Here is a 23,765-nt window from a genome sequence, read left to right as displayed (position 1 = left end):
GGACTTACCCGATGGCTTCTGAACACTCGAATTATACTCCCGGATCCTCAGTCGAGAAGTGGCTCGATGACCGCCTGCCGGTCGTGCGCTTCGCTAAAGAGCACTTGATGGATTTCCCCACTCCGAAGAACCTCAACTACTGGTGGACCTTCGGCGCTATTCTCGTGATGTGCCTTGGCGTGCAGATCGTGACCGGGATTATCCTGGCCATGCACTACACCCCGAACGTCTCGATGGCTTTCGACTCGGTTGAGCACATTCGTCGTGACGTCAACGGCGGTCGCATCATTCAGGCGACCCATGCTGTGGGTGCGTCGATGTTTTTTGTCGCACTCTACATTCATATCTTCCGTGGGCTGTATTATGGCTCGTATAAGGCACCACGTGAAATCATCTGGATTCTGGGTGTGCTGATCTTCATCCTCACTATGGCTACCGCCTTTATGGGCTATATCCTGCCGTGGGGTCAGATGAGCTTTTGGGGTGCTACCGTTATTTCTAACGTGTTCACCGCAATTCCGGGCATTGGTGAAAGCATTAAGCAGCTCGTTTTGGGTGGATTTGCCGTTGGCAACCCAACCCTGAACCGCTTCTTCTCGCTGCACTACTTGCTGCCGTTCATCATCGCTGCGGTGGTGGGCTTGCACATTTGGGCGCTTCACGTACCGGGTAATAACAACCCAATTGGCGTCGAAGTGAAGGATAAACGCGATACCGTGCCTTTCCATCCGTACTACACGATGAAAGACCTGTTCGCGATGGTGCTGTTCTGCATCCCCTTCGCTTGGTTCGTCTTCTTTGCGCCGGACATTCTGGGCCATGCCGACAACTACATCATGGCGAATAGCCAGGTAACGCCGGCTCACATTGTTCCAGAGTGGTACCTGCTTCCGTTCTACACCATTCTTCGTGCGGTTGACTTCAACATCTTGTTCATCGACTCCAAGCTTGGCGGTGTTATCGCCATGGGCGGTTCGATGCTCCTGCTGTTGGTTCTGCCGTGGCTCGATACTTCCAAGGTTCGTTCGGGTTCGTTCCGTCCGATGTTCAAGTGGTTCTACGCTCTGTTCGTGATCAACTTCATCGGTCTGGCTTACCTCGGTGCGCAACCGGCAGAAGGCGTCTACACCACATTGGCAAAAGTCTGCACTGCATACTACTTCATCTACTTCCTTGTGATTCTGCCGGTGCTTTCGCGGATTGAAACGCCAAAGCCGCTGCCGACCAGCATCTCCGAGAGTGTTCTCGGCAAGGTACACTCGTGAACGAGGCGAGACCTATGTCAAAAATCAAAACCATTGCTATCGCAATGGCAGTCGCAGCAGGCCTTGCTGCGACTCCAGCCTTCGCCGCCGGCGAAAGTGCTCCAATCGAACGTCAGAACTGGTCGTTCGGCGGTCTGTTCGGTACCTACGATCAGAACCAGCTTCAGCGTGGCTTCCAGATCTATCGTGAAGTTTGTGCGAGCTGCCACGGTGCGCGTCTTCTCTCGTTCCGTAACCTTTCGGAAGAGAATGGCCCGTCCTTCTCGGAAGAACAGGTCAAGGCACTTGCTGCTGAGTACGAAGTCGCTGATGCAACCGCAGAAGGTGGCGTACGCCCAGCTGTTCCAGCGGATCGTTGGCCGAGCCCGTTCGCGAGCGACGCTGAAGCAGCCGAAGCAATGGGCGGTTCTTTCCCGCCTGACTTCTCGGTGCTGGCAAAGGCTCGCGGCGTCAAGGACGAGTTCCCGACCTGGATCTTCAACTACTTCACTGGCTACCAGGAAGGCGGCGCTGACTATATCTATGGTCTGCTGACCGGCTACCGCGACGAAGCTCCAGAAGGCTTTGAGCTCCCAGATGGCAAGTCGTACAACGACGTGTTCCCTGGTCATGCTATTGGCATGGCACCTCCGCTGTCTGACGGTTCGGTGACGTATGAGCCAGGTCCAAACGGTGAAACCGTTCCGGAAACCCTCGACCAGTACGCCCATGACGTTGCTGCTTTCATGATGTGGGCTGCAGAGCCTCACCTCGTGAGCCGCAAGGAAACCGGCTTCATGGTTTTGATCTTCCTCATCGGCTTCGCCGGTCTGCTTTATGCAACCAAGCGCAAGCTCTGGAAGGGCATCGAGCACTAAGTGCACGCTCGCTGAACATTTAAGGGGCCCGTTGGGCCCCTTTCTTTTTGGTGGTTTGGGTAAACTAATCCGCTCACGCTTGCGCCATGCTCTTGCCATCGGGTGGAAGTATGGTGATATTCCCGTGAAGTCGCTGTGTTGAGAGAAGGACTGAGATGTCCGCTGTACGTCTGGCCGTTACGGTCGTTACTACTGCTATCACCGTCAGCCGCCACCCAGCGGTTCGCGCGGGGATTCAGGCAGTGGCTCAGAACCCGAAAACGCGCGAAGTCGCAATCAACACATCCCGGAATGTCGCCTATAGTGCTGGCGTTCTGGCGCGGCATCTTTTGGGCCGCAACAAAACCTAATTCTTAAATTCTAGCCTCAAGGCCGCAGATGTCGCTCGACCTGAAGTCGCTCGTCCGTACGATTCCGAATTATCCCAAGGAAGGGATTCTGTTTCGGGACATCACCACCCTGATCGAGCATCCGGAAGGGTTCCGTCAAAGCGTTGAACAGATCGCGGCTCAATATCGCGATCAGGGCTTTACCCATGTCGCTGGTATTGAAGCGCGTGGTTTCATTTTTGGCGCTGGCGTTGCTATCGCGATGGGCGTGGGCTTTGTGCCGGTCCGTAAGCGCGGCAAGCTGCCGGGCGCAACTATCGGCCAGAACTATGTGCTTGAGTATGGCGTCGACACGATTGAAATCCATGCTGACGTGCTCAACGCTGGGCACAAGGTTCTGATCGTCGACGATCTGATCGCCACGGGCGGCACTGCTATTGCTGCAGTCAGCCTTGTGCGCAGCACGGGTGCAACGTGTGACCATGCAGCCTTTGCCATTGATCTGCCTGATCTCGGCGGCGCGGCGAAGTTGGCGGCACAGAACGTTGAAGTCAGCGCGCTGATGGCTTTTGAGGGCCACTGAGCCGGTTTAAGCTGAATGTGAAGGGGGCGAGCCTAGCTCGGCCCCTTTGTCGTTTCTACCAGTTGTTGCGGCCATCCATGGCGGTGATTGGAATGCAGGTGCGGTCGAAATCATCGACCAAATTGAGATTGAAATACATGGAGCGGGTTTCGGGGACGCCCTCGGTCGCGCCCGGCTTAAGCGTACCGTCGTCGTTGTAGATCGCGCTCCAATCGGGACTGTCGCCCCAAGTCTGCATGCCGCACGCGGCGCAGAAGTGATGCACGTTGAGCCCTGTCGGGTTGTAGGTGCCTTCAGCGCTATTGGAGAGCAGCTTGAAATCCTCAGGCTTTACACCGGTCCAAACGGCTCCCGACCGCTGGCAATAGCTGCAGTTGCAGGTGTGTGCCTCGCTTGGGGCAGAGGCAATCTCGAATTTTATAGCGCCGCAGTGGCAAGACGCGGTCAAAGCCATGGTTAGTCTCCTCGTTATGAGAGAGTGCTAACCATTGGTTTTGACAGAGCTTGTCAGTAGGCTCAGGCAGCCATGGCCTCACGCTTGTCGACGAGACAGAGTTGATTGCCTTCAGGATCGCGCATCACCGTATAGGTGGGCAGGACCCGATCAATGCTGGCGCCAAGCTCTCTCAGGCGATCCACCTCCGGCTGCCGATTGGCCACTTCCACATCGAGGTGGACGCGATTGTTATCGTGGCGCTGTCCATCGACGTTTTGGAAGCAGAGGCTCGGGCCGGGGCCATCGACCATGACCGTTGGGTCGGTTTCTGGGGTGAGGCCAAAGACGGCCAGCCGAACCAACTCAAGCTGGTCGTATTCGCGCAGGGCGTAGCCATCTAATGCGTTGGCCCAAAACCTTGCCAGAGCGGCAGGGTGCTCGCAGTCAAAAACGATTTGATTGATGACGCCCATGGCGCTTCTCCTCATTCTTTACCGAAGGGTTAACGGCAGAATGGGGCCAGAGCTTGAACAGAATAGGGCGAGGTCGGGGCTTGCCGACGCAATTGTGAAGGCTGGCTTACGGCGGGTGAACCCAAAAAAAGAGGCCCCGAAGGGCCTCTTTCGTGTTCAGAGCTGAGCGAATTAAGGCTCGAGCTTGCCGGTTTCCGGATGGTCTTCGGCGCTGATGTTTGGCTCGTTGCGGGTCTTCCACAGGGAGTAGAAGACGCCAGCAGCAAGGATCGAGATCGTGACGCCCAGCGAGAGCAGGGTGTCGATATGGATGCCGAATGGCACCAGACAGATCTTGATACCGATGAGAACCAGAATGACGGCCAGCGATACCTGCAGGTAACGGAAGCGGTTCATTGCGGCTGCCAGAGCGAAGTAGAGCGCGCGCAGGCCAAGGATCGCGAAGATGTTCGAGGTGTAGACGATAAAGGTGTCTTGGGTGACCGCGAACACAGCTGGAACCGAGTCGACCGCAAAGATCAGGTCGACGATTTCAACCATGATCAGCGCGATGGCCAGCGGGGTCAGCCAGGTGACGAGCTTACCGGTCTTCAGATCTGGAGCCTTAACGGTGAAGTTACGGCCATGCAGTTCCTTGGTGACGCGGAAACGGGACGACAAGAACTTGTAGATCTTGTTGTCTTCCATGTTCGGCTCTTCGTCTTCGTGCTTGAACATTTTCAAGCCGGTGAAGATGAGGAAGGCACCGAAGATGGCCAGAATCCAGCTGAACTGGTGAACCAGAGCAGCGCCAACGCCGATGAGAACAGCGCGGAACAGGATTACACCCAAGATGCCCCAGAACAGCACGCGGTGCTGGTAGAGACGTGGGATGCCAAGGAAGCCGAAGATCGTGGCGATGACGAACATATTGTCCATCGCCAGAGACTGCTCGATCAAATAGCCGGTGTAGAACTCAAGCCCGGCCTGAGAGCCGCGCTGGAACCAGACCCAAGCACCAAACGCAAGCGCGATGATGACGTAGAAGCCATAGAGCATAAGGCTCTCTTTGGCTTCGATCTCGTGTTCATCCTTGTGAAGGATGCCAAGGTCGAAGACAAGCAGAGCAAGAACGATCGCGATAAACGCGACCCAGAAGTAAACGGGGGTGCCGAGGAACTCGCCCGAAAAAGCGGACAGCAACATATCCATGTGCCGGACCTTCTCCATGTAACGTGGTGGAGCAGCTCCGACATCGCCGTAGCAAGAGCTACGACCAGAGGGGCCCGGCGCTGCTCGTATAAAATGCGCCAGAAACGGGAAAGTTTCAAGGTGCTGCCGCGAGGCAGCCCGCAAAGCACAGAATTATGCTGTGCCCAATTGGCGTGAGAACGCGCGGCAGCGGGGCCGTTGAGGTCTTTTGTGGGGCGTCAGACGGGATTAGCGGACGGTGCAGAACATCACGACGGCTTCAGCTGTTTCCAGCTGCAGGGCGATATTGAAATTTTCGTCGCTGGTAATGCGGCCCGCTTGCACCGACCCATTGGCCAGCAGATTGCCATCGTTGAAGCCGACGCCGTCCTGATAGGCAGTAATCGTGCCTGTGCCGGAGCGTGTGTCGCCCATGGTTCGGCCGGCCCAACCATAGACACCACCATACATGGTGAGAATGCCCACGCGTTCAGTGGTCTCGTCTCTGCAGCTCCAATTGCCTTCATAGGCCTGAGCGAAGGCAGGGATTGCGGTTACGGCGGTGACAGCAAGTGCAAGGGCGAATCGGCGCATAAGTGCACAGTGCCGACCCGACCTCTGTCTTTCAAGACCCGCGCTTGATCAAACTCTTGAGCAGAGGAACTTTGGCAAGGCCAAGGAGCAATTTGAGCTTGAGGGGCATCTTGTAGTCGCGCAATTTCGAGAAGCTGACGAGTTCTGCCGAATAGACGGCTTCGCCATTCTGGTTGGTGCTCGACACATGGGTGATGAGCACGCCCCAGCCCGGGAGCGAATTGGAGACGCGCTTGGATTTGACGTACATCGAATAGGTGATGGTGTCTCCGGGGCGAACCGGCGTGGTGTATTGCATAGAACTAATGCCGGGTGAGGGACCCGAGACACCCGGCGACTGGCCGGCATCGAGCAGGCGCTTTTCTTCGGCAAAGAGCGCATCGACCATGAGCCGCTGGCCGACGGATGCAGTGTGCCAGCCGGAGGCGATGATGCCGCCGAAATGGCTGTGCTTGGCCTCTTCGGCGTCGGTATGGAAATACTGCGGATCGTAGAGCGATGCGAACCGCACGATCTCGTCTTGAGTGAATGTGTGGCTTCCCATCGGGAAGTCTTCGTTCAGATTGATCTCTTCAAACCAGCGCGTCATGCCGCGACCTCCGGATTGCGGCACTCAACCAGATTGGCGAGGCGCATGGTCATGACCTGCTTGTTCTTTTGATTTCGAATGTCGAAATCAAGGGTGACAATGCCCCAATGGGGGTGTGACTGCGAGCGGCGGAGCTCGGCTATCGTGACAGTGCCTGAGATAGTGTCATTGACCATGACCGGGGCCTTCCACTTCAGATCGGAAAAGCCGAGGCCGCCAGCCGACGCGATTTTGGAGAGGAACGCATCGACGAGGGCGCGAAGGCTCAAAGCGCCCGTCTGCCAGCCGCTGGAGGCGAGGCCTCCGAGTAGGCTCTGGCGAGCTGCTTCTTCATCCAAATGGAAAGGCAGAGGATCAAACTCTGCGGCGAAAGTCGTGATCATCTCGCGTGTCAGCGTCGAGGGGGCGAGCGCAATAGTTTCGCCGAGGCGCAGGTCTTCAAAATGGAGACGATTAGCTATGACTGGATTGGTCATTTGCTTTCCCTATACGTCAATTGTTTTCTTCTGCCATAGGGTGCGGGGCACGGGCAAGGTGTTTGGGGATGGTCTTGCTTCACTGAGATCATTTTCAGCACCGTGATGGGCCTTGGGAGGCAGGGAGTACACCCCGACGCATTGACTTCTGGGGCAATCCGACCCAATTGGAACCCAATGATTTCCGGAGATCCCAATGGGCTTCAAAATGGGTATCGTCGGTCTGCCGAATGTGGGCAAGTCGACGCTGTTTAACGCGCTTACGCGCACCGCCGCAGCAGCTGCTGCAAACTTCCCTTTCTGCACGATCGAGCCGAACGTCGGTGATGTGCCGGTTCCGGACGTGCGTCTGCACAAGCTTGCCGAAATCGGCAAGTCCATCAATGTATTGCCAGCACGCATGAGCTTCGTGGATATCGCGGGCCTCGTGAAGGGTGCATCCAAGGGTGAAGGGCTGGGCAACCAGTTCCTCGCGAACATTCGTGAATGTGACGCGATTGCCTATGTGCTGCGTTGCTTTGAAGACGGCAACATCATCCACGTCGCCAATAAGGTTGATCCGCTAGCGGACGCCGAAGTTGTCGAGACCGAGTTGATGCTCGCTGACCTTGAAAGCCTTGAGAAGCGCCGCGCTGGCGTGGAAAAGAAGGCCAAGGGCAATGACAAGGACGCCAAGGTCACGCTCGATCTGATCGATCGCGCTCTGGTTGTTCTGCGCGAAGGCAAGTCGGCTCGCTTTGTTAAGCGCGATGCTGAAGAAGAAAAGGCTTTCCAGGAGCTGCAGCTGCTGACGTCCAAGCCCGTTCTCTACGTGTGTAACGTAGACGAAGGTTCGGCCGACAAGGGCAATGCGATGAGCAAGCTGGTTGAAGACTATGCTGCTGCCAATGGCGCAGGCGTCGTCATCATCTCGGCTGAAATCGAAAGCCAGTTGGCGCAGCTTCCAGACGAAGAGCAGGCAGAATATCTTGAAGGCCTCGGCCTGTCGGAAGCTGGTCTGAACCGTTTGATCCGTGAAGCCTATGACCTTTTGGGTCTGCAGACCTACTTCACCGTAGGTCCGAAGGAAACGCGCGCCTGGACCATCCATAAGGGTGACAAGGCTCCGGCTGCGGCTGGCGTTATTCACTCTGACTTTGAACGCGGCTTCATCCGCGCGCAGACCATTGGCTATGAAGACTACATCGCACTCGGCGGTGAATCTGGTGCCAAGGAAGCGGGCAAGGCGCGCGACGAAGGCAAGGAATATGTCGTCAAGGACGGCGACGTGATGCTGTTTAAGTTCAACACCTAAGGGTTTTGGATTTTTGCAAGATTGAGAAGGGGTCGCTGCGGCGGCCCCTTTTTTGTTGGTGGTTTTGGAGAGCAACATCCGGGTCGATTTTAGATTGCAAACACTATTGCCGTCGAATCTGGGCTCTATGCTAACGTGCTCAGAGTAAGATCTTTTCCGGAGCCGTTATGTCTGTCTCGATCAGCCGTCGAAAGTTGCTTGTTTCTGGAAGCGCGCTTGCGGCTTCCGGTGTTGCCGCTCCTGCCTTGGCACAACACGCCCACCATCATGGCGGTGAGGTGCGGGTGACCGAAAAGCCTCTGAGCCGCGCTGTGGCGCTGGCCACGGGTGACGATATCCGTTTCCCTGAAGTGCGCCGGTCGGTGAATGGCGTGCTGGAGACCACTTTACGTCTTGCCTATGGGCCAGCCGATGTGGATGGCGAGACAGCCACGGTGATGAGCTTTGACGGGCAGTATCCAGGCCCAACGCTCATGGCCAAGCCGGGCGATACCATCAAGATCAAGTTGATCAATGATCTCGATGATGTGACGAACCTCCATACGCACGGTCTGCATGTGTCACCATCGGGCAATAGCGACAACGTTATGCTCGTAATCCAGCCGGGTGAAACATTCGACTACGAGATTAAGATTCCGGCCGACCATATGGCGGGGACATATTGGTATCACCCGCATGTGCATGGGGTGACCTATTCGCAGGTGTCGGGCGGATTGGCCGGCGCACTGATTATCGAGGGCGGGCTTGATGAGGTTGAGGGGATCAAAGATCGTGTCGATCAGCTGCTCGTCATCCAGTCGACCCAGTTTGACGAAAACAACTCCATCATCCCATCGGATGATCAGGACATGCATCGCCAGACCCGTACGGTGAATGGGCAGATCAATCCGACGCTGCGCATTCGCTCGGGCGAAGTGCAGCGGTGGCGGTTCGTCAACGCGGCCTCGGAAACCTATCTCATGATCGGGCTGGAAGGGCATCCGCTCTATCAGATTTCCAAGGACGGTAATGCGATGACCCGTGTGGTCAAGCATGATCAACTGCTGATCGAACCGGGCACGCGCGCCGATGTGCTGGTGCAGGGGCACATGTTCCGTGGCGCTTTTGAATTGCGCAAGACATTGTGGCTGGGTTCGCCGCGCCAGTATGAGCCGGATGAGCTGCTGGCAACGCTTGTGGTTGAAGAGGGTGATGCTGTCACCGATCACCAGATCCCAGAAGTGCTGCTGCCGCTATCGGAAGACCTGCGTGGGAAAGAAGTCGATCGGAAGCGGACAATTCGCTTTGACGTGATCCGCGGCGAGCCGGGCGGCACACGCTTTGTGATCGACGGCCAGCAGGTGGATATGAACCGCGTGGACCAGACGGTTCCGCTCGGGGCCTTCGAGGAGTGGGAGTTGGTCAACGACTCGCCCGAATGGCATCCGTTCCACATTCACACCAACGACTTCCAAGTCGTGGCGGTGAATGGCGAGCCCGTTGACGAGGTTCTCTCGTGGGAAGATACGCGCGGCATTCCGCCGAACGGGTCGCTGACCATTCGTCATCGCTTCCTCGATTTTACCGGCAAGTATGTCTACCATTGCCATCTGCTCTTCCACGAAGACCACGGCATGATGGGCATTGTTGAGGTCGTTGGATAAAATCTGAAGGGCGGGAGCGATCCCGCCTTTTTTGCGTCTCATGGGTAAAGCTTAGAAAGCCGGAATATTCGCTTTTAATCCCGGATTGCAAGTCGATGCGGTCACGCTAGCATGGACTAAAGCGGCGGGAGGAGCCGCGGGCCGGCCTGGCCGCTATCGGAGCATTTTCTAAATGGCTAATCCTATCATCACGTTCATCGGCGCTGGCTCGTCCGTGTTCATGAAGAATATCGTTGGCGATATTTTGCAGCGTCCGGCCCTTGCCGGTGCGCAAATTCGCTTGATGGACATTAATCCGACGCGTCTTGAGGAAAGCGCGATTATCGCCGGGAAGCTGGTCAAAACGCTGGGTGTGCCAGCGAGTGTGACGACCTACTCGAACCAGCGCGAGGCGTTGACGGGGACCAATTTCGTCGTCGTCTGCTTCCAGATCGGTGGCTTTGAGCCATCGACGGTGATCGATTTTGATGTGCCCAAGAAATATGGCCTGCGCCACACGATTGCTGACACCCTGGGCGTTGGCGGGATCATGCGCGGCATTCGTACGGTGCCGCATCTCTGGAGCATTTGCGAAGACATGATGCAGGTCGCGCCTGAGGCGGTGATGCTGCAATATGTGAACCCGATGGCGATCAACACCTGGGCGATTGCGGAGAAATTTCCCAAGATCAAGCAGGTTGGCCTGTGCCATTCGGTGCAGGGCACGGCGCATGAGCTGGCCCATGACCTCGACATTCCATACGAGGAAATCCGCTACCGCTCGGCCGGTATCAACCACATGGCCTTCTATCTCAAGTTTGAGCATCGTCAGCCGGATGGGTCGTATAAGGACCTCTATCCGGAGCTGCACCGCGCCTATGCTGAGGGTCGTGCGCCTAAGCCCGGTTGGAACCCGCGTTGCCCGAATAAGGTGCGCTATGAGATGATGAAGCGCCTCGGCTACTTCGTCACCGAAAGCTCCGAGCACTTTGCCGAATACACCCCGTATTTCATCAAGGACGGGCGCGACGATCTGATCGAAAAATTCGGCATTCCGCTGGATGAATATCCAAAGCGCTGCATTGAGCAGATCGAGAATTGGAAGAAGACGTCCGAGCAGTATCGCAATGCCGACACGATCAGCGTGAAGGCTTCGCATGAATATGCGTCTTCCATCGTCAATTCGGTTTGGACCGGTGAGCCCTCGGTGATCTACGGCAATCTGCGCAACAATGGGGTGATCACCTCGCTGCCAAACCAGGCCGCAGTGGAAGTGCCGTGTCTGGTCGATAGCAACGGCATTCAGCCAACCTATATCGGTGAATTGCCGCCACAGCTGGCGGCGCTGATGCGCACCAATATCAACGTGCAGGAGCTCACCGTGCGGGCGCTGATCGAAGAGAAGCGCGAGCATATCTATCACGCGGCGATGCTTGATCCACACACGGCGGCGGAACTCGACCTCGATCAGATCTGGTCGCTGGTGGATGATCTGCTCAAGGCGCACGGGGACATGTTGCCGGAGTGGGCGCGGGGGTAAGGCTCAGCGTTGCCCCCACCTAGCCTCCCCCGGAACCGGGGGAGGGATGGCATCGGGTGTGTGGGGAGATTTGGGCTGAGTACGCACCGAACTGAAGACCCCCACCCTCAATCCCTCCCCTCAAGGGGGAGGGAGGCAGTGCGGTGTTTGGGGTTAGGGTTGCGACTGAAGTGGTTTGTCACATTCCACTCGATGCAGCTCCTCCCCCTGTTCATGGGGAAGTGTGGGGCGGTTACTCGCCGCCTAAAAGCTTTTTGAGCATGTCGGCCATGGGGCCGGATTTGGGGAGCTCGACCTTGGACGCCGCTGGGCGGGCTTGGCGGATGTGGCTTTGGCCTTTGGGTGCTTCAGACGCTTCTGGCGAAGGTTTCTTCGGCTTGGCTTCTTTGGCTGGTTCTTCGGGCTTGAGCGCGAGGGCGAGCTTGTTCATGAAGCCAGCGTCGTCGCCGTTGAGGAGAAGCGGGGTCTGACGGGCCAGCTCATCGAGCAGCGGCTCAAGCCAGATTTTGTCAGCCTTGGCGAAGTCGCCGAGAACGTGGTGCGTGACGTTCTCCTTGCCGGGATGGCCGATACCGAGACGGATGCGCTTGTAGTCGAGGCCGATTTGCGGGTCGATGGAGCGCAGGCCGTTGTGGCCGCCATTTCCGCCACCGGTTTTGACGCGGACTTTGCCCGGCGCGAGATCGAGCTCGTCATAGAAGACGTAGACCTCGCTGACGGGAATTTTGAAGAATTTGGCGATCTGCTGCACGCTGTCGCCGGACTTATTCATGAAGGTTTGAGGCTTGAGGAGGAGCACGCGCTCGCCGCCGACATTGCCTTCGGCATACTGGCCCGAGTGCTTGGTTTTCCACGCGGAAATGCCATAGGCGCGGGCAATGGCGTCAATCGCCATGAAGCCGATATTGTGGCGGTTGCCAGAGTATTGAGCGCCGGGGTTGCCCAGACCAACGAGCAGTTTCATGAAACCAAACCTTACAAATGACTGAGGCGGCCGCAAGGCCGCCTCAGAAAGCATCGAGCTAGAAACTGAAATTATTCAGCAGCAGCTTCTTCCGACTTCAGTGCGGAAGGAGCGACGATGGTCGCGATAGTGAAGTCGCGGTCGGTGATGGTCGGAACCGCACCAGCTGGCAGGGTTACTGCCGAGATGTGGATCGAATCGCCGATTTCTGCGCCGGTCAGATCAACGGTGATTTCTTCCGGGATCTTGTGAGCGAGAACGGTCAGTTCAACAGCGTGACGAACGACGTTCAGAGTGCCGCCCTTCTTAAGGCCAGGAGCCTTTTCTTCGTTGATGAACTTAACAGCAACTTCTACGGTGATCAGCGACTTAGCCGAAACGCGCAGGAAGTCGATATGCAGTGGCATATCGCGGACAACGTCCAGCTGGTAATCGCGTGGGATTACCTGGTGGATGGTGCCGTCAACGTCGAGGTCGAGGATGTGGGACTTGAAGCCGCCTGCGTAGATCGCCTTGTAGGCGTCCTTGAACGAGACGGACACAGTGACAGGAGCCTTCTTGTCACCGTAGATAACTGCAGGAACAAGTCCCTGACGACGTGCTTCGCGAGCTGCCCCCTTGCCCACTCCGTCGCGCGCCTGTGCCTTGAGCACTTTATTGGCCATGGAAATCATCCATTCCGGTTGGTGTACGGTGTTACACAACACCATACGCGCCCGTCCTCCAGGGGTGACGAGCGCTTCATGGGGGCGGCTATAGCGCAAAGGGGGGCGGGGAGCAAGAAATATAGTGGTTTTGCGGGCCTCTTGGCCGGGTGAAAACGCACGGGGGCGGCATAAGTGATTTGATAGGTTCGCATCCCGAAGATAGGGTCTGCCCTGTTTGTATTTATCTCGGGATTGTTCAATGGAAATCAATAGTTTTGGCGTGCGCTGTGGTTCTTTGCGCGGCTGTCACTCCGGCGATGGCGCAGAGCCAAGTCGACTTCGGCGATGACAGTGGCAGCTACGCTAATGATGGCGAGTGCGACGATCCACGATTCACTGGCGCTGGCATGACGGCAACCGATCTGCTCAGCGAGGATCTGCTGGCCGATGCCACCGACTGTCAGAGCGCGTATGACGCCGGCAAGATTTCACTTCTGGGCGTCGCGGAAGACGGCAAGATTGATTTTGGCGACGACGAGGGCGAGTTCGCCAATGACGGTGAGTGCGATGACATGCGCTTTAGCGGCAGCGGCATGACCGAAACAGCTTTGATTCAGGACGACATCATGCACGACGCGGCCGATTGTCGTGCGGCTGCCAAAGCGGGAACGATCGAGCTGCGTAACTCGTAAGAGCGCAAGAAAAAGCCTTCAGACCATGCTGGTGGTCTGAAGGCTTTATAGAGACCGAAAAGGTCTCGAATCTTAGTCGAACAGGCTCGAAACCGACTGTTCGCTGGCGGTGCGGGCAATCGCCTCGCCGAGGAGCGGAGCGATGTTCATGCGGCGAATATTGGCCGCGGCCTTGCTGTTTTGCGGGTCAAAGATCGAGTCGGTGATGACCAGTTCTTTGAGCTTGGAAGCGGCGATACGCTTGTCAGCTTCGCCGGACAATACGCCGTGTGTGATGTAGGCGGAGACTTCCTTGGCGCCCGCATTGAGCAGAGCTTCAGCAGCATTTACCAGCGTGCCGCCAGAATCGACGATATCGTCGATGAGAATGCAGGTCTTGCCCGATACGTCGCCGATGATGTTCATCACTTCGGACACGCCAGCGCGGGGACGGCGCTTGTCGACAATGGCGAGGTTGACGCCAATGCGGCTCGCCACATTGCGTGCACGAACCACGCCGCCAACGTCTGGCGACACGATCATGACATTGCTGACGTCGTAGTGATCCTTGATATCGCGCACCATCACCGGAGCTGCGGTGAGGTTGTCGGTTGGGATATCGAAGAAGCCCTGAATCTGCGAGGCATGCAGGTCGAGCGTTAGGACGCGGTTTGCACCAGCCTCGGTGATGAGGTTGGCAACCAGCTTTGCCGAAATCGGCGTGCGTGGTGCTGATTTACGGTCCTGACGGGCGTAGCCGTAATAAGGGATAACGGCGGTGATACGACGGGCTGACGAGCGACGCAGAGCATCGATCACGATCAGCAGTTCCATCAAGTTGTCATTGGTCGGGTAGCTTGTCGACTGTAGGATGAAGACGTCTTCACCGCGCACATTCTCATGCACTTCTACATAGACTTCCTTGTCGGCAAAGCGCTTGACCGTGCAATCGGTCAGCGGCAGCTCAAGGTAGCTCGCCACAGCTTCCGCTAATGGACGATTGGAATTGCCAGTCACCAGTTTCATGAGGTGCGATCCTGTCTCAACCGGCCCCACGGGAGCAGGGGCCAACCAGTTTCGTGGGCAGCTTTAGCGGCAGAACTTCGGACTCACAACTACACTTTTGGCCAGTGTCGTTAAATTATCGCAGAGAGATGCTAATTACGGACATTTGCCGACCGGTCTTGCGCGATTGATGGGTCGCGAGGCGATGGGAGAAATAGCGGTCTGGGTTGTCGTAGGTACAGCCGCCCACTTGCTCGATGGTGGAAACCCTTGCATCCCTTAGTTGTGCCTGCACAAATCCGGGTAGGTCGAAGTGGGCTTTTCCGCCAGTTGGGGTGAAAAACAGGTCGTCGCCAGTGGGATGCAGAGCTAGGAAATCGGTCTGGAATTGGTCGCCAACCTCGTAGTTTTGCGCCCAAATGGTGGGGCCGTATGCCGCAACAATGTGCTCAGGATCCGCACCAAGCTTAACCATAGCAGCGATGGTATTGCCGATAATGCCCTCAACGGCACCGCGCCAACCAGCGTGAGCGGCGCCGATGATGTGCGCTTGGCGGTCGGCGAAAAGGATCGGCGTGCAGTCGGCGGTTTGAATGCCGAGAAGCAATCCGGGGGTGGCGGTGACCATGGCGTCGCCCTCGACCACGCCCGTTAGGGGCGCGGTGATGGTCTCGACATGCGTAGAGTGAGTCTGCTTGAGAACGATCAGCGGAGCACCACCCAATGAAACCGCGATAGCTTGGCGGTTGGCCAGAACACTGGCTTCATTGTCGTCAACGGCGAGGCCGACGTTTAGGCTGTCGTAAGGGGCGGTTGAGACGCCGCCCTTGCGACCGAAAAAGCCGTGACGGAGCCAATCCATGGACGCAAGGGACGGAGAGTGTTCTGCCGACAGGGTCATGCGCCGAAACCTGACGGTTGCAGGCCGGGGCTGTGGGCGCAAAGAACTTTGAACAACTCACCCATTTGATCGGCACCGATGAGGCGCTGCTCGGCGGCGCGAATGTCTTGCGCCAGATTGGGGTTGGCCCCGGCAAGGGCCGTCGCACGGTGGCTAATGCCCATGTCGGTGAGGAAGCCGCCTTGGGTCTGGAGCGGTTGGACCGCGAGGCCAGACTGGCGCGCAACGCTGGCCAGCGCCTCGAAATCGACGTGAGCCGAGAGGTCGACTTCGCCGGGTGCTTCAAGCACGTCGGCATAGGCATGGCGACGTACGCCTTGCAGGGTTTCACCAGTTTGGGTGCGGGCGTAGCCATAATCGATGGCGAGCATAGCGCCGCCCTGACGGCTCACCAGCTGGCTCAAGCGGCTCATGAGTTGCGCGCCACCGAAGCAGAATTCGAGGATTTCATCGATCGCGGCGTCGGCCACGCCGGGCGGCATGGACATGGGCGGAATGGGTGTGGGCGAGAGGCCGAAGACGCGCTTGTCGCCATCAAGCCCGATTTGACGCTCATGCCAGCCGTTTTCTTTGCGGACGAACTGACGGATCGGCAAGGCGTCAAAAAATTCGTTCGCAAGAATGATGATCGGGCCGGAACCGACATTTTCAAAGTTCTCGAGCCATTTGGGATCGTAAGCTTCGAGGCGCGCTTTTTGCTCGGCCACAAGGGCAGGGCTGGTTTCAAAAAGGCGCAGGTCGAGCGCATCTCGGAAACCGGGGGCGCGGCAGGCAACGCGCAAGACGTCGCTCATCAGCGTGCCGCGACCGGGGCCGAGTTCGAGCAGGGTGAACGTCTTGGGCTCGTTCATCTGCTGCCAGAGATTGACCACCCAGAAGCCGATCAACTCGCCGAACATCTGCGAGATTTCCGGCGCGGTGATGAAGTCACCTTTGGCGCCGAATGGGTCATGGTTTTTGTAATAGCCTTTGCTCGGGTGCGTGAGGCAAAGCCCCATGTAAGTCGCGACCGACATGGGACCGGAGGTGCGGATCTGGAATTCGATCTGCTGCTCAAGCGTGGGGGCTTGGTTCACGTTGAACGTCTCACTTGCACTAGAGAAAGAGGATTATGGGCGGATGGGGTCTTGGCGCCGGGTCAGCGCGTAGACCACCAGAGCGATGCCGCCGAGGAGAATGGGAAGGCTGAGAAGCTGGCCCATGGTGAGCCATTCGCCGTTGAGATAGCCCAATTGCGCATCCGGCAGGCGGATGAATTCGACAAAGGAGCGCGCCAGCGCATAGCCAATGGCGAAAATGCCAGCGACGAGGCCCGGCTTGCGCAGCCCATAAAAGATATGGGTGACGATGCGGATGATGATGAAGAGCAGGAGGCCTTCGAGCAGGGCTTCATAAAGCTGGCTTGGGTGACGGGGCACTTGCATCGGGTCGGTCGGGAAGACCACGCCCCAGGGCAAATTGGTGGGTGCGCCATAAAGCTCGGAATTGATGAAGTTGGAGACGCGGCCAAGGAAAATACCAATGGTGGCCACTGCGCCGAGGAGATCAAGGCTCGACAGCCAATTGCCGCCTTTGGAGCGCGTGAAGAAGATGGCAGCGATCATCAGGCCTGCCATGCCGCCGTGGTAGGACATGCCGCCATCGAGCGTGTTGATCATCTCCAGCGGGTTCTGGCTGTAATATCCCCAGTTGTAGAACAGCACATAACCAACGCGGCCGCCGATAACGATGGACAGCATGGCCCAGAAGGCGAAATCCCAAATGTCTTTGGCTTCAAAGGGGGGATTGCCGCGGTGCCAGAGCCGCGTGTTCTTGAGCAGGGAATAGCCATAGGCCGCGCCTAGGAAAACACCAAAGAGATAGGCCAGTGCATACCAACGGATAGCGATAGGGCCGATAGCAATGGCGATCGGGTCGATATTGGGGAAGGGCACCGATGGTTCTCCGAGGTTCGACCGAAACTTGCCAAGCAATCGTGGCAATAGAGTGCCTGAGGTAGCGCGTCGGTTGGAGCCATTCAATCCCTGTGACGTTGAGCACGTCAAAGGGCTTTGCTTGGGTACTCTGGTTTTTAGGTCCTAGGTGGCTTAAGTAAATGCAAACAATGCCCCAATGGGAACGGACACAGTATGAACCAGAACAACAAGCTATTCGACGGGCTGGGTCGTGTGATGAACGAAGCTGCTGGCGTCGCTGACGGCGTTCGCCGCGAGGTCGAAACCGTGGTGAAGACCCAAGCTCAGCGCATCGTCAATGATATGGACCTGGTGAAGCGCGAAGATTTCGACGCGCTGCGCGAGCTGGTTCAGGTGCAGGGCGAAGAAATTGACGCTCTGCGCAAGGAACTGGCTGAGTTGCGCGGTAAGTCCGCTTAACAATAGCGGATTGATGATCATGCGAAGGCGCTGCGGTAACGTGGCGCCTTTTTTATTGGGAATTGTTCCTGGGCGATGAAAGTGCACCATTATGAAACGGTGTGCACAATTTCTGTTAAACCCTCGTTAATACTTAAAGACCAAGGATCATCCACAAGAGATTGGCGTTCGGCGGTTGGCCCGCGTGCCCTGAATCAAATGCTCAGTGTAGGGTTTGCTTAGGAGGACGATTCGTAAGTCGCGGTTGCGGCGATCAAGTTCCTTCACGCGCATCCAGAACGCGCAGCAAATGCTGCGCCATGACAACGCCCTTTGTGAGGACGGAACTTCATGTCTCTGATTGAATTCGAGCCCGATCGGATGTCCCACCCGGTGGACCTAGTCGAGCACATCGCTTCGATCAACGACTGGACGTTTGAACGTCAGGACGCGGACGAGATTTCTATTTCAGTACGCGGAGGGTGGAGCGACTATCATGTGTCGTTCAACTGGATGCAGGATCTGGAAAGTCTGCACATTGCCTGTGCCTTTGACTTGAAAGTTCCCGAAGCGCGGCGCGCTGAAATCAAACAACTGATCAGCCTCATCAACGAACAACTTTGGATTGGCCACTTCGACGCTTGGCACAAGGAAGGCGTCGTCTTGTTCCGGAATTCGCACCTGCTCACCGGTGGCGCGGATGTGTCGCCCCAGCAGTGTGAAGCGCTGCTTCGTTCGGCCAGCGAATCCTGCGATCTGTATTATCAGGCGTTCCAGTTCGTCGTGTGGGCTGGCAAATCAGCCGCAGACGCTCTGAGCCATGTGATGTTTGAGACGGTAGGCGAAGCCTGATGACGAATTTGCAAAATTTGGGTCCGGTCATGCTGGTTGGTGCCGGCAAGATGGGCTTGGCACTGGCGGAAGGCTGGCTCGGGGCTGGATTTCCGGCGTCGAACCTGGTGTTGGTTGATCCCAACCCCAGCGAGCAAGCGCTGGCTTTGGCGGCGGACAATGGCATTGTCGTCAATAAAGAAGCCTTTGGTCTTCAGCCAAATGTGTTGGTTCTGGCGGTTAAACCGCAAGTGATCGGGCCCGTGATGGACAGCCTCGCGCCCGTGATTGGTTCACATACGCTGGTTCTCTCCATTGCCGCCGGTATTTCGATTGAAAAGCTGTCGGCGGGTTTGGGGACAGACCGTGTGGTGCGCACTATGCCCAATACCCCGGCTCAGTTGGGCAAGGGTGTGACGGGCGCAGTCGCAGGGTCGGGCGCTTCCGTTGAGGATCGCGCTGCGGCTGATGCGCTGTTGGCGGCTGCAGGCATGGTCCTGTGGTTCGACAAGGAAGGCGACCTCGACATCGTTACCGCGGTTTCGGGTTCAGGCCCGGCCTATGTGTTCAATATGGTTGAGGCTATGGCGGCAGCTGGTGTGGCGCAGGGGCTTCCTGAGCACATCGCCATGAAACTGGCGCGCCAGACGGTGATTGGTTCGGCAGCGTTGATGGAGGCCGACCCGGCACCGGCCAGCGTGTTGCGCCAGAACGTGACCTCGCCGAACGGCACCACTTTTGCGGCGCTCAATGTGCTGATGGCCGACGACGGTCTGACGCCGCTGATGGAGCGGGCCGTGGGAGCGGCAAAGCTGCGCAGCGAAGAGCTGGGCCGCGGCTAAGCCCGCAACCAGCGAGAGACAGAGATAAGCGATGGCCTCCAAGCACAGTGCTTGGGGGCCATTTTACTTGAGTTTTGTCGTGAGGCTGAGCTGGTCGAGCTTACGGTGATCTTCGGTGTCGACCATGCCAACGAGAAACTTACGGACGATGTCGGCAGCGTCAGGGGGGAGGGCCGCGATAGAGGATTTAATGCGGCTCGCCTGAGTCGAAGACAGCACTGCGAAAAACTCGCGGCCCTTGTCCGTGGCGTAAAGCAGGCGTTGGCGACGATCCGATTGTCCGGTGCGTTGCTCGATATAACCGTTATCCACCAGTTGTCGCAGCACGCGGGCGAGACTCTGCTTGGTGATTTTCAAGATGTCGAGAAGATCGGCTACCGACATGCCTGGACGTAAATTTACAAAATAAAGCACGCGGTGGTGAGCGCGGCCGAATTCCTGACGCTCCAAGACCGCATCCGCGTCGGCAGTGAAGTCCCTGTAGGCAAAAAAGAAAAGCCCCATGATGTCGAGCGGCAGGTCAGCATGCTCCAGCGTTGCTGAATTTATGTCAGCCTTGTTGACATTGTTTGCGTCCGCAGGCATAGTTTCTCCACTGTCGCCTTCCACTTGGTCTTATCCCAAAGGTGTTCGGGTTTGCCAAGGGCATGTCCCTTATGCATGATCGGCGGCAATGGCCACCCAAGAGGATGGCTGCTCATAAATCTGCGGAGTAGGAACTATGGCAGGCGTGCCAATGGACCAGCGCGAAGGCTGGATCTGGTTTGACGGCGAACTCAAGCCTTGGAAGGACGCAAAGATTCACGTGCTGACGCACGGGCTTCATTACGCGAGCTCGGTGTTTGAAGGCGAGCGTTGCTACGGCGGCGAAATCTTCAAGTCTGCAGAGCATACTGAGCGTCTTATCCGTTCGGCAGCAACGCTCGATATGCAGCTGCCATACTCGGCAGAAGAAATTGAAGCAGCTAAGCGCCTCGTTCTTGACAAGAACGGCCTGACCGACGCGTATCTGCGTCCAGTTGTCTGGCGCGGCTCTGAGGAACTTTCGGTTCCAGCGCGCAACAACAAGGTCCACGTCGCAATCGCGGCTTGGGTTTGGCCGAGCTATTTCTCGACCGAAGAAAAGCTCAAGGGCATTCGCCTTGAGTGGTCGAAGTGGCGCCGTCCTGATCCCGCAACCATTCCACACACGGCTAAGGCCGCTGGCCTCTACATGATCTGCACCCTCTCGAAGGATGCGGCCATGGCCAATGGTTATGCTGACGCGCTGATGCTGGACTATCGCGGTTATGTCGCTGAAGCGACCGGCGCGAACGTGTTCTTCATCAAGGGCAAGAACATCGTCACCCCGACACCGGATTGCATTCTGAACGGCATTACACGTCAGACCGTTATCCAGCTCGCCAAGGACGCAGGTTACACTGTCACCGAACGTCATATGCAGCCGGAAGAACTGGCTGAGTTTGACGAGTGCTTCCTCACCGGTACGGCTGCAGAAGTGACCCCGGTTTCGGAAGTTGGCGAATATCGCTTTACCCCGGGCAATGGCTGCCGTGAGCTGATCGAGCTCTACACTGCTGCTAGCCACCCGGCCAAGGCTGCTGCTGCTGAATAAGTAGCGCTGAATGAAATTGAAAACGCCCGCCGCAAGGTGGGCGTTTTTGTTTGGCGGGAAGGGGGCTTTAGCCCTGCCAGCGATCGCGCGCGGTGTCGTCGGTTGATTTGGCGTCGACCCAGCGCAGGCCCGACGCGGTTTCTTCCTGTTTCCAAAAGGGCGCGTCGGTTTTGAGGTAGTCCATCAAAAATTGCGCGCCATCGAAGGCGGCCTGACGGTGGGGCGCGAGCGTCATGACCATCATGATGGTTTCGCCCGGAACCAGGCGTCCGTAGCGATGGATGATGGCCGCGTCGGTGAGGGCGAAGCGAGTGATCGCTGCGTCACGAATGGCGGTAAGTTGGTTGAGGGCCAGTTCCTCGTAGCACTCTAGGATCAGGGCCGAGATCGGGTCTGACGGCAGAGAGCGAACAAGGCCGGTGAAGGTGACGAGTGCGCCCGCCTCAGTGTGTCGGCCAATGAAGGCATTTGCCTCTGCGCCTTGATCGAAGGCTTCGGTGGTGACGCGGATCATGCTTTAGCCGCCTGTCATGGGCGGGAGGATGGCGATTTCTTTGGCATCGCCGATGGGTGTATCCCAAGCCGCTATTTTGGCATCGCGGGCGAGTTTGAAAATTTTGGTATTTTGCATAGCGTGGTCGAGCACTTCGTCATTGGCGCGGAGCCAAGCGATGAGATCGTTGAGTGTCACCACCTCTGCAGGCGGAGACACCTCATCGCTGGCGCGATTGAGGCGCTCGCGCAGCCAAGCAAAGTAGAGAATTTTCATTTTCTGCCGATGCCGGAAAGATGCGGCCAGGAGGCGCGCAGATAATTCCAGCCGGTGAGGAGCGTGATGACGCCTGCGGCCCAGAGGAGAAGGCTGGCGACGATTTCAGCTTGCGGAACGTTTCCTGCGAACAGAACGGCTGCGAGGGCGACGAGCTGTATCGTCGTTTTCCATTTGGCGAGCTGGCTGACGGGCAGGACGACGGCGGTATTGCCCAAGAACTCGCGCAGACCCGGAATGAAGGTTTCGCGGAAAATGATGGCAATGGCCGGGATCATGTCGAGGCCGCTGAGGCTGCCGTCCCATGCCAGAGCTGCAATGAGGATATTGACCAAGAGCTTGTCGGCAATGGGGTCGAGCATGCGGCCAAGGTCGGAATACTGGTTCCACGCGCGGGCCAGATAGCCGTCCAGCCAATCGCTGGCGGCGGCAACGACATAAAGGACAAGGGCCACCCAGCGGAGCGTCGGGTCGCCGCTCATCACCAGCGCAACAATGGGAATGATCGCCAGAATGCGGGCAATGGTGATGATGTTGGGGACGAGGAAGAGCGGGTTCTGTGCCATGGCGCGAGAGAACAGGGTTCGGCGTCGGGGGTCAAGGGGAGAGGTGCGTTTGGGCACTGGGATGTGGGGGAGGTTGGGGCTGTTGCGCCACCCCCACCTAGCCTCCCCCTGGTAGGGGGAGGGATGGGATCGCGTTTTTGGGGTGAGGGGGCCTCTACGAGGCGCTTATGCCACGGCTTGGGAGTTGATGGCGCGGCGCTGGGTGACGGATTCGGCCAGTGCTTCGAGGGTGGTGACGGTGGTTGCCCAATCAATGCAGCCGTCGGTGATCGACTGGCCGTAGACGAGGTCCTGACCTTCAACCAAATCCTGACGGCCAGCGACGAGGTTGGACTCGATCATCACACCGATGATGCGCTTGTCGCCGGAGGCGACCTGCGTGCCGATCTCGCCGAGAACCAGTGGCTGGTTTTCTGGCTTCTTAGAGGAATTGGCGTGGCTCGCGTCGATCATGATCGCCGGGTTGACGCCGTTCTTCTTAGCCAGCTCTGCGGCAGCGTTGACGCTGTCAGCATCGTAATTGGTGGTTTTGCCGCCGCGTAGAATGATGTGGCAGTCTTCGTTGCCAGCAGTTGCTGCGATGGCGGAACGGCCGTCCTTGGTCACGGCCAGGAAATGGTGTGGCTGGGAGGCGGAGAGCACAGCGTCGAGCGCGATCTTGACGTTACCATCGGTGCCGTTCTTGAAGCCGACGGGGCAGGAGAGGCCGGACGACAGTTCGCGGTGGATCTGGCTTTCTGTGGTGCGTGCACCGATTGCAGCCCAGGACACCAGGTCCGCAATGTATTGCGGGGTGGTCATGTCGAGGAATTCGCAAGCGGCGGGCAGGCCGAGGTTGTTTACTTCGAGAAGCAGCGCGCGGGCGGTGTGCAGGCCCTGATTGATGTTGAAGCTACCGTCGAGGTCTGGATCGTTGATCAGACCCTTCCAGCCCACAGTGGTACGCGGCTTTTCGAAATAGACACGCATGATGATTTCGAGACGATCGCCGAGCTTCTCACGCAGAGGAGCGAGCAGCTTTGCGTATTCAATCGCGGCCTTGGGATCATGGATCGAGCAGGGGCCAACAACAACAGCCAAACGGTCGTCTTGACCGGTCAGGATGTTGTGGAAGTCGTGACGGGCCGCGAGAACGGTGCGCGTGGCCGCGTCGGTGCGCGGATGCTGGCGCATAACCTCAATTGGGGTGGTCAGCGGCTGGATATTGGTGATGCGAAGGTCGTCAGTCGATTTAAGCATTTGGCGTCTCTTGATTTTGTATCAAGGCGGCCAAGAAAAAAGCCGCCTCGGGTTCGGGCGGCTGGCTTGCGATTTGCTTACTGATTTTGTCTGATCAGGATGCGCGCGCGATAGCCTCCGCCGGGAGCGGATA

General features: G+C 57.6%; 29 protein-coding genes. 12 read left to right on the top strand and 17 right to left on the bottom strand.

The annotated features are described in order from the left end of the window. The first annotated feature begins 11 nt into the window (after positions 1-11). From H4N61_RS12925 to H4N61_RS12910, 4 genes are all read left to right on the top strand, one after another. Entirely contained in the window at positions 12-1,265 is a 1,254-nt protein-coding gene (locus tag H4N61_RS12925) for a cytochrome b N-terminal domain-containing protein (RefSeq protein ID WP_169195666.1), read from the top strand. A 14-nt stretch (positions 1,266-1,279) separates the two neighbouring features. Then, positions 1,280-2,122, top strand: coding sequence for a cytochrome c1 (locus tag H4N61_RS12920; protein WP_182394188.1), 843 nt, complete (start codon positions 1,280-1,282; stop codon positions 2,120-2,122). 155 nt (positions 2,123-2,277) lie between these two features. Beyond that, the gene (locus tag H4N61_RS12915; RefSeq protein WP_169195664.1) at positions 2,278-2,472 is read left to right on the top strand and encodes a hypothetical protein; all 195 of its coding nucleotides are present in this window, start codon (positions 2,278-2,280) and stop codon (positions 2,470-2,472) included. A gap of 28 nt (positions 2,473-2,500) precedes the next feature. After that, the gene (locus H4N61_RS12910; protein ID WP_169195663.1) at positions 2,501-3,034 is read left to right on the top strand and encodes an adenine phosphoribosyltransferase; all 534 of its coding nucleotides are present in this window, start codon (positions 2,501-2,503) and stop codon (positions 3,032-3,034) included. 55 nt (positions 3,035-3,089) lie between these two features. Here the strand turns inward: H4N61_RS12910 and H4N61_RS12905 are convergent, their stop codons facing one another. The 6 genes from H4N61_RS12905 to H4N61_RS12880 form a co-directional block, all read right to left on the bottom strand. Continuing rightward, the gene (locus H4N61_RS12905) at positions 3,090-3,488 is read right to left on the bottom strand and encodes a GFA family protein (RefSeq protein ID WP_182394187.1); all 399 of its coding nucleotides are present in this window, start codon (positions 3,486-3,488) and stop codon (positions 3,090-3,092) included. A gap of 62 nt (positions 3,489-3,550) precedes the next feature. Further along, complete coding sequence (locus H4N61_RS12900) at positions 3,551-3,943, bottom strand: VOC family protein (RefSeq protein ID WP_182394186.1); 393 nt, start codon at positions 3,941-3,943, stop codon at positions 3,551-3,553. Between the two features lie 171 nt (positions 3,944-4,114). Next, entirely contained in the window at positions 4,115-5,134 is a 1,020-nt protein-coding gene (locus H4N61_RS12895; RefSeq protein ID WP_182394185.1) for a TerC family protein, read from the bottom strand. A gap of 228 nt (positions 5,135-5,362) precedes the next feature. Continuing rightward, the gene (locus H4N61_RS12890) at positions 5,363-5,707 is read right to left on the bottom strand and encodes a hypothetical protein (RefSeq protein ID WP_182394184.1); all 345 of its coding nucleotides are present in this window, start codon (positions 5,705-5,707) and stop codon (positions 5,363-5,365) included. Positions 5,708-5,738: 31 nt separating this feature from the next. After that, positions 5,739-6,296: a MaoC family dehydratase gene (locus tag H4N61_RS12885; protein WP_182394183.1), complete on the bottom strand. Its 558-nt coding sequence runs from the start codon at positions 6,294-6,296 to the stop codon at positions 5,739-5,741. Further along, positions 6,293-6,772, bottom strand: a complete 480-nt coding sequence (locus tag H4N61_RS12880; protein ID WP_182394182.1) for a MaoC family dehydratase — start codon at positions 6,770-6,772, stop codon at positions 6,293-6,295. Before H4N61_RS12880 ends, H4N61_RS12885 begins: the two co-directional genes overlap by 4 nt. A 196-nt stretch (positions 6,773-6,968) precedes the next feature. Here H4N61_RS12880 and ychF point away from each other — a divergent pair, with 196 nt between their 5' ends. From ychF to H4N61_RS12865, 3 genes are all read left to right on the top strand, one after another. Next, positions 6,969-8,066: a redox-regulated ATPase YchF gene (ychF, locus tag H4N61_RS12875; RefSeq protein WP_169195656.1), complete on the top strand. Its 1,098-nt coding sequence runs from the start codon at positions 6,969-6,971 to the stop codon at positions 8,064-8,066. Positions 8,067-8,233: 167 nt separating this feature from the next. After that, entirely contained in the window at positions 8,234-9,709 is a 1,476-nt protein-coding gene (locus tag H4N61_RS12870) for a multicopper oxidase family protein (RefSeq protein ID WP_182394181.1), read from the top strand. Positions 9,710-9,881: 172 nt separating this feature from the next. Then, on the top strand, positions 9,882-11,228 hold the full coding sequence (locus H4N61_RS12865) for an alpha-glucosidase/alpha-galactosidase (protein ID WP_182394180.1): 1,347 nt from the start codon (positions 9,882-9,884) through the stop codon (positions 11,226-11,228). Between the two features lie 232 nt (positions 11,229-11,460). Here H4N61_RS12865 and pth read toward each other — a convergent pair whose 3' ends face one another. Together pth and H4N61_RS12855 are read right to left on the bottom strand one after the other, a co-directional pair. After that, positions 11,461-12,192 carry an aminoacyl-tRNA hydrolase gene (gene pth / locus H4N61_RS12860; protein ID WP_182394179.1) on the bottom strand — a complete coding sequence of 244 codons (732 nt, stop codon included), beginning with the start codon at positions 12,190-12,192 and terminating at the stop codon, positions 11,461-11,463. A gap of 71 nt (positions 12,193-12,263) precedes the next feature. Then, positions 12,264-12,857: a 50S ribosomal protein L25/general stress protein Ctc gene (locus H4N61_RS12855; RefSeq protein ID WP_169195652.1), complete on the bottom strand. Its 594-nt coding sequence runs from the start codon at positions 12,855-12,857 to the stop codon at positions 12,264-12,266. A 269-nt stretch (positions 12,858-13,126) separates the two neighbouring features. On the opposite strand from H4N61_RS12855, the gene H4N61_RS12850 reads away from it, so the two are divergent. Beyond that, complete coding sequence (locus tag H4N61_RS12850; RefSeq protein ID WP_182394178.1) at positions 13,127-13,531, top strand: hypothetical protein; 405 nt, start codon at positions 13,127-13,129, stop codon at positions 13,529-13,531. A gap of 72 nt (positions 13,532-13,603) precedes the next feature. Here H4N61_RS12850 and H4N61_RS12845 read toward each other — a convergent pair whose 3' ends face one another. The 4 genes from H4N61_RS12845 to lgt all read right to left on the bottom strand — a co-directional run bounded on the left by H4N61_RS12845 (position 13,604) and on the right by lgt (position 17,350). Continuing rightward, positions 13,604-14,536: a ribose-phosphate pyrophosphokinase gene (locus tag H4N61_RS12845; protein ID WP_169195650.1), complete on the bottom strand. Its 933-nt coding sequence runs from the start codon at positions 14,534-14,536 to the stop codon at positions 13,604-13,606. 115 nt (positions 14,537-14,651) lie between these two features. Then, the gene (gene pgeF / locus H4N61_RS12840) at positions 14,652-15,416 is read right to left on the bottom strand and encodes a peptidoglycan editing factor PgeF (RefSeq protein ID WP_199368528.1); all 765 of its coding nucleotides are present in this window, start codon (positions 15,414-15,416) and stop codon (positions 14,652-14,654) included. Next, positions 15,413-16,492 (bottom strand): SAM-dependent methyltransferase, encoded by a 1,080-nt coding sequence (locus H4N61_RS12835; protein WP_248306519.1) that lies wholly within the window; start codon positions 16,490-16,492, stop codon positions 15,413-15,415. The genes pgeF and H4N61_RS12835 overlap by 4 nt, the downstream gene beginning before the upstream one ends. A 33-nt stretch (positions 16,493-16,525) precedes the next feature. Next, on the bottom strand, positions 16,526-17,350 hold the full coding sequence (gene lgt / locus H4N61_RS12830) for a prolipoprotein diacylglyceryl transferase (protein WP_169195649.1): 825 nt from the start codon (positions 17,348-17,350) through the stop codon (positions 16,526-16,528). 195 nt (positions 17,351-17,545) lie between these two features. Between lgt and H4N61_RS12825 the strand changes: the two genes are divergently transcribed. The 3 genes from H4N61_RS12825 (at position 17,546) to proC (ending at position 19,443) form a co-directional block, all read left to right on the top strand. After that, complete coding sequence (locus tag H4N61_RS12825; RefSeq protein ID WP_169195648.1) at positions 17,546-17,791, top strand: accessory factor UbiK family protein; 246 nt, start codon at positions 17,546-17,548, stop codon at positions 17,789-17,791. A 330-nt stretch (positions 17,792-18,121) separates the two neighbouring features. Continuing rightward, positions 18,122-18,622 (top strand): YbjN domain-containing protein, encoded by a 501-nt coding sequence (locus tag H4N61_RS12820; RefSeq protein WP_169195647.1) that lies wholly within the window; start codon positions 18,122-18,124, stop codon positions 18,620-18,622. Continuing rightward, the gene (proC, locus tag H4N61_RS12815; protein WP_169195646.1) at positions 18,622-19,443 is read left to right on the top strand and encodes a pyrroline-5-carboxylate reductase; all 822 of its coding nucleotides are present in this window, start codon (positions 18,622-18,624) and stop codon (positions 19,441-19,443) included. The genes H4N61_RS12820 and proC overlap by 1 nt, the downstream gene beginning before the upstream one ends. Positions 19,444-19,506: 63 nt before the next feature. On the opposite strand, the gene H4N61_RS12810 is transcribed toward proC, so the two are convergent. Beyond that, positions 19,507-20,028, bottom strand: a complete 522-nt coding sequence (locus H4N61_RS12810) for a MarR family transcriptional regulator (protein WP_248306518.1) — start codon at positions 20,026-20,028, stop codon at positions 19,507-19,509. Positions 20,029-20,164: 136 nt separating this feature from the next. Here H4N61_RS12810 and H4N61_RS12805 point away from each other — a divergent pair, with 136 nt between their 5' ends. Beyond that, complete coding sequence (locus H4N61_RS12805) at positions 20,165-21,058, top strand: branched-chain amino acid aminotransferase (RefSeq protein ID WP_169195645.1); 894 nt, start codon at positions 20,165-20,167, stop codon at positions 21,056-21,058. Between the two features lie 67 nt (positions 21,059-21,125). Here the strand turns inward: H4N61_RS12805 and H4N61_RS12800 are convergent, their stop codons facing one another. The 4 genes from H4N61_RS12800 to H4N61_RS12785 all read right to left on the bottom strand — a co-directional run bounded on the left by H4N61_RS12800 (position 21,126) and on the right by H4N61_RS12785 (position 23,632). Further along, positions 21,126-21,572, bottom strand: coding sequence for a molybdenum cofactor biosynthesis protein MoaE (locus H4N61_RS12800; protein WP_169195644.1), 447 nt, complete (start codon positions 21,570-21,572; stop codon positions 21,126-21,128). Positions 21,573-21,575: 3 nt separating this feature from the next. Continuing rightward, positions 21,576-21,827: a MoaD/ThiS family protein gene (locus H4N61_RS12795; RefSeq protein ID WP_169195643.1), complete on the bottom strand. Its 252-nt coding sequence runs from the start codon at positions 21,825-21,827 to the stop codon at positions 21,576-21,578. Then, a complete protein-coding gene (gene pgsA, locus H4N61_RS12790; protein WP_169195642.1) occupies positions 21,824-22,393 on the bottom strand; it encodes a CDP-diacylglycerol--glycerol-3-phosphate 3-phosphatidyltransferase in 570 nt (189 codons plus the stop codon). Before pgsA ends, H4N61_RS12795 begins: the two co-directional genes overlap by 4 nt. 165 nt (positions 22,394-22,558) lie before the next feature. After that, positions 22,559-23,632: a 3-deoxy-7-phosphoheptulonate synthase gene (locus H4N61_RS12785; protein WP_169195641.1), complete on the bottom strand. Its 1,074-nt coding sequence runs from the start codon at positions 23,630-23,632 to the stop codon at positions 22,559-22,561. Positions 23,633-23,765: the final 133 nt, after the last annotated feature.

The sequence above is a fragment of the Devosia sp. MC521 genome (genome assembly GCF_014127105.1).
In the GTDB taxonomy this organism is placed as follows: domain Bacteria; phylum Pseudomonadota; class Alphaproteobacteria; order Rhizobiales; family Devosiaceae; genus Devosia.
Note: the sequence above shows the minus strand (reverse complement) of the source record. Positions and strands in the feature narration are given on the sequence as shown.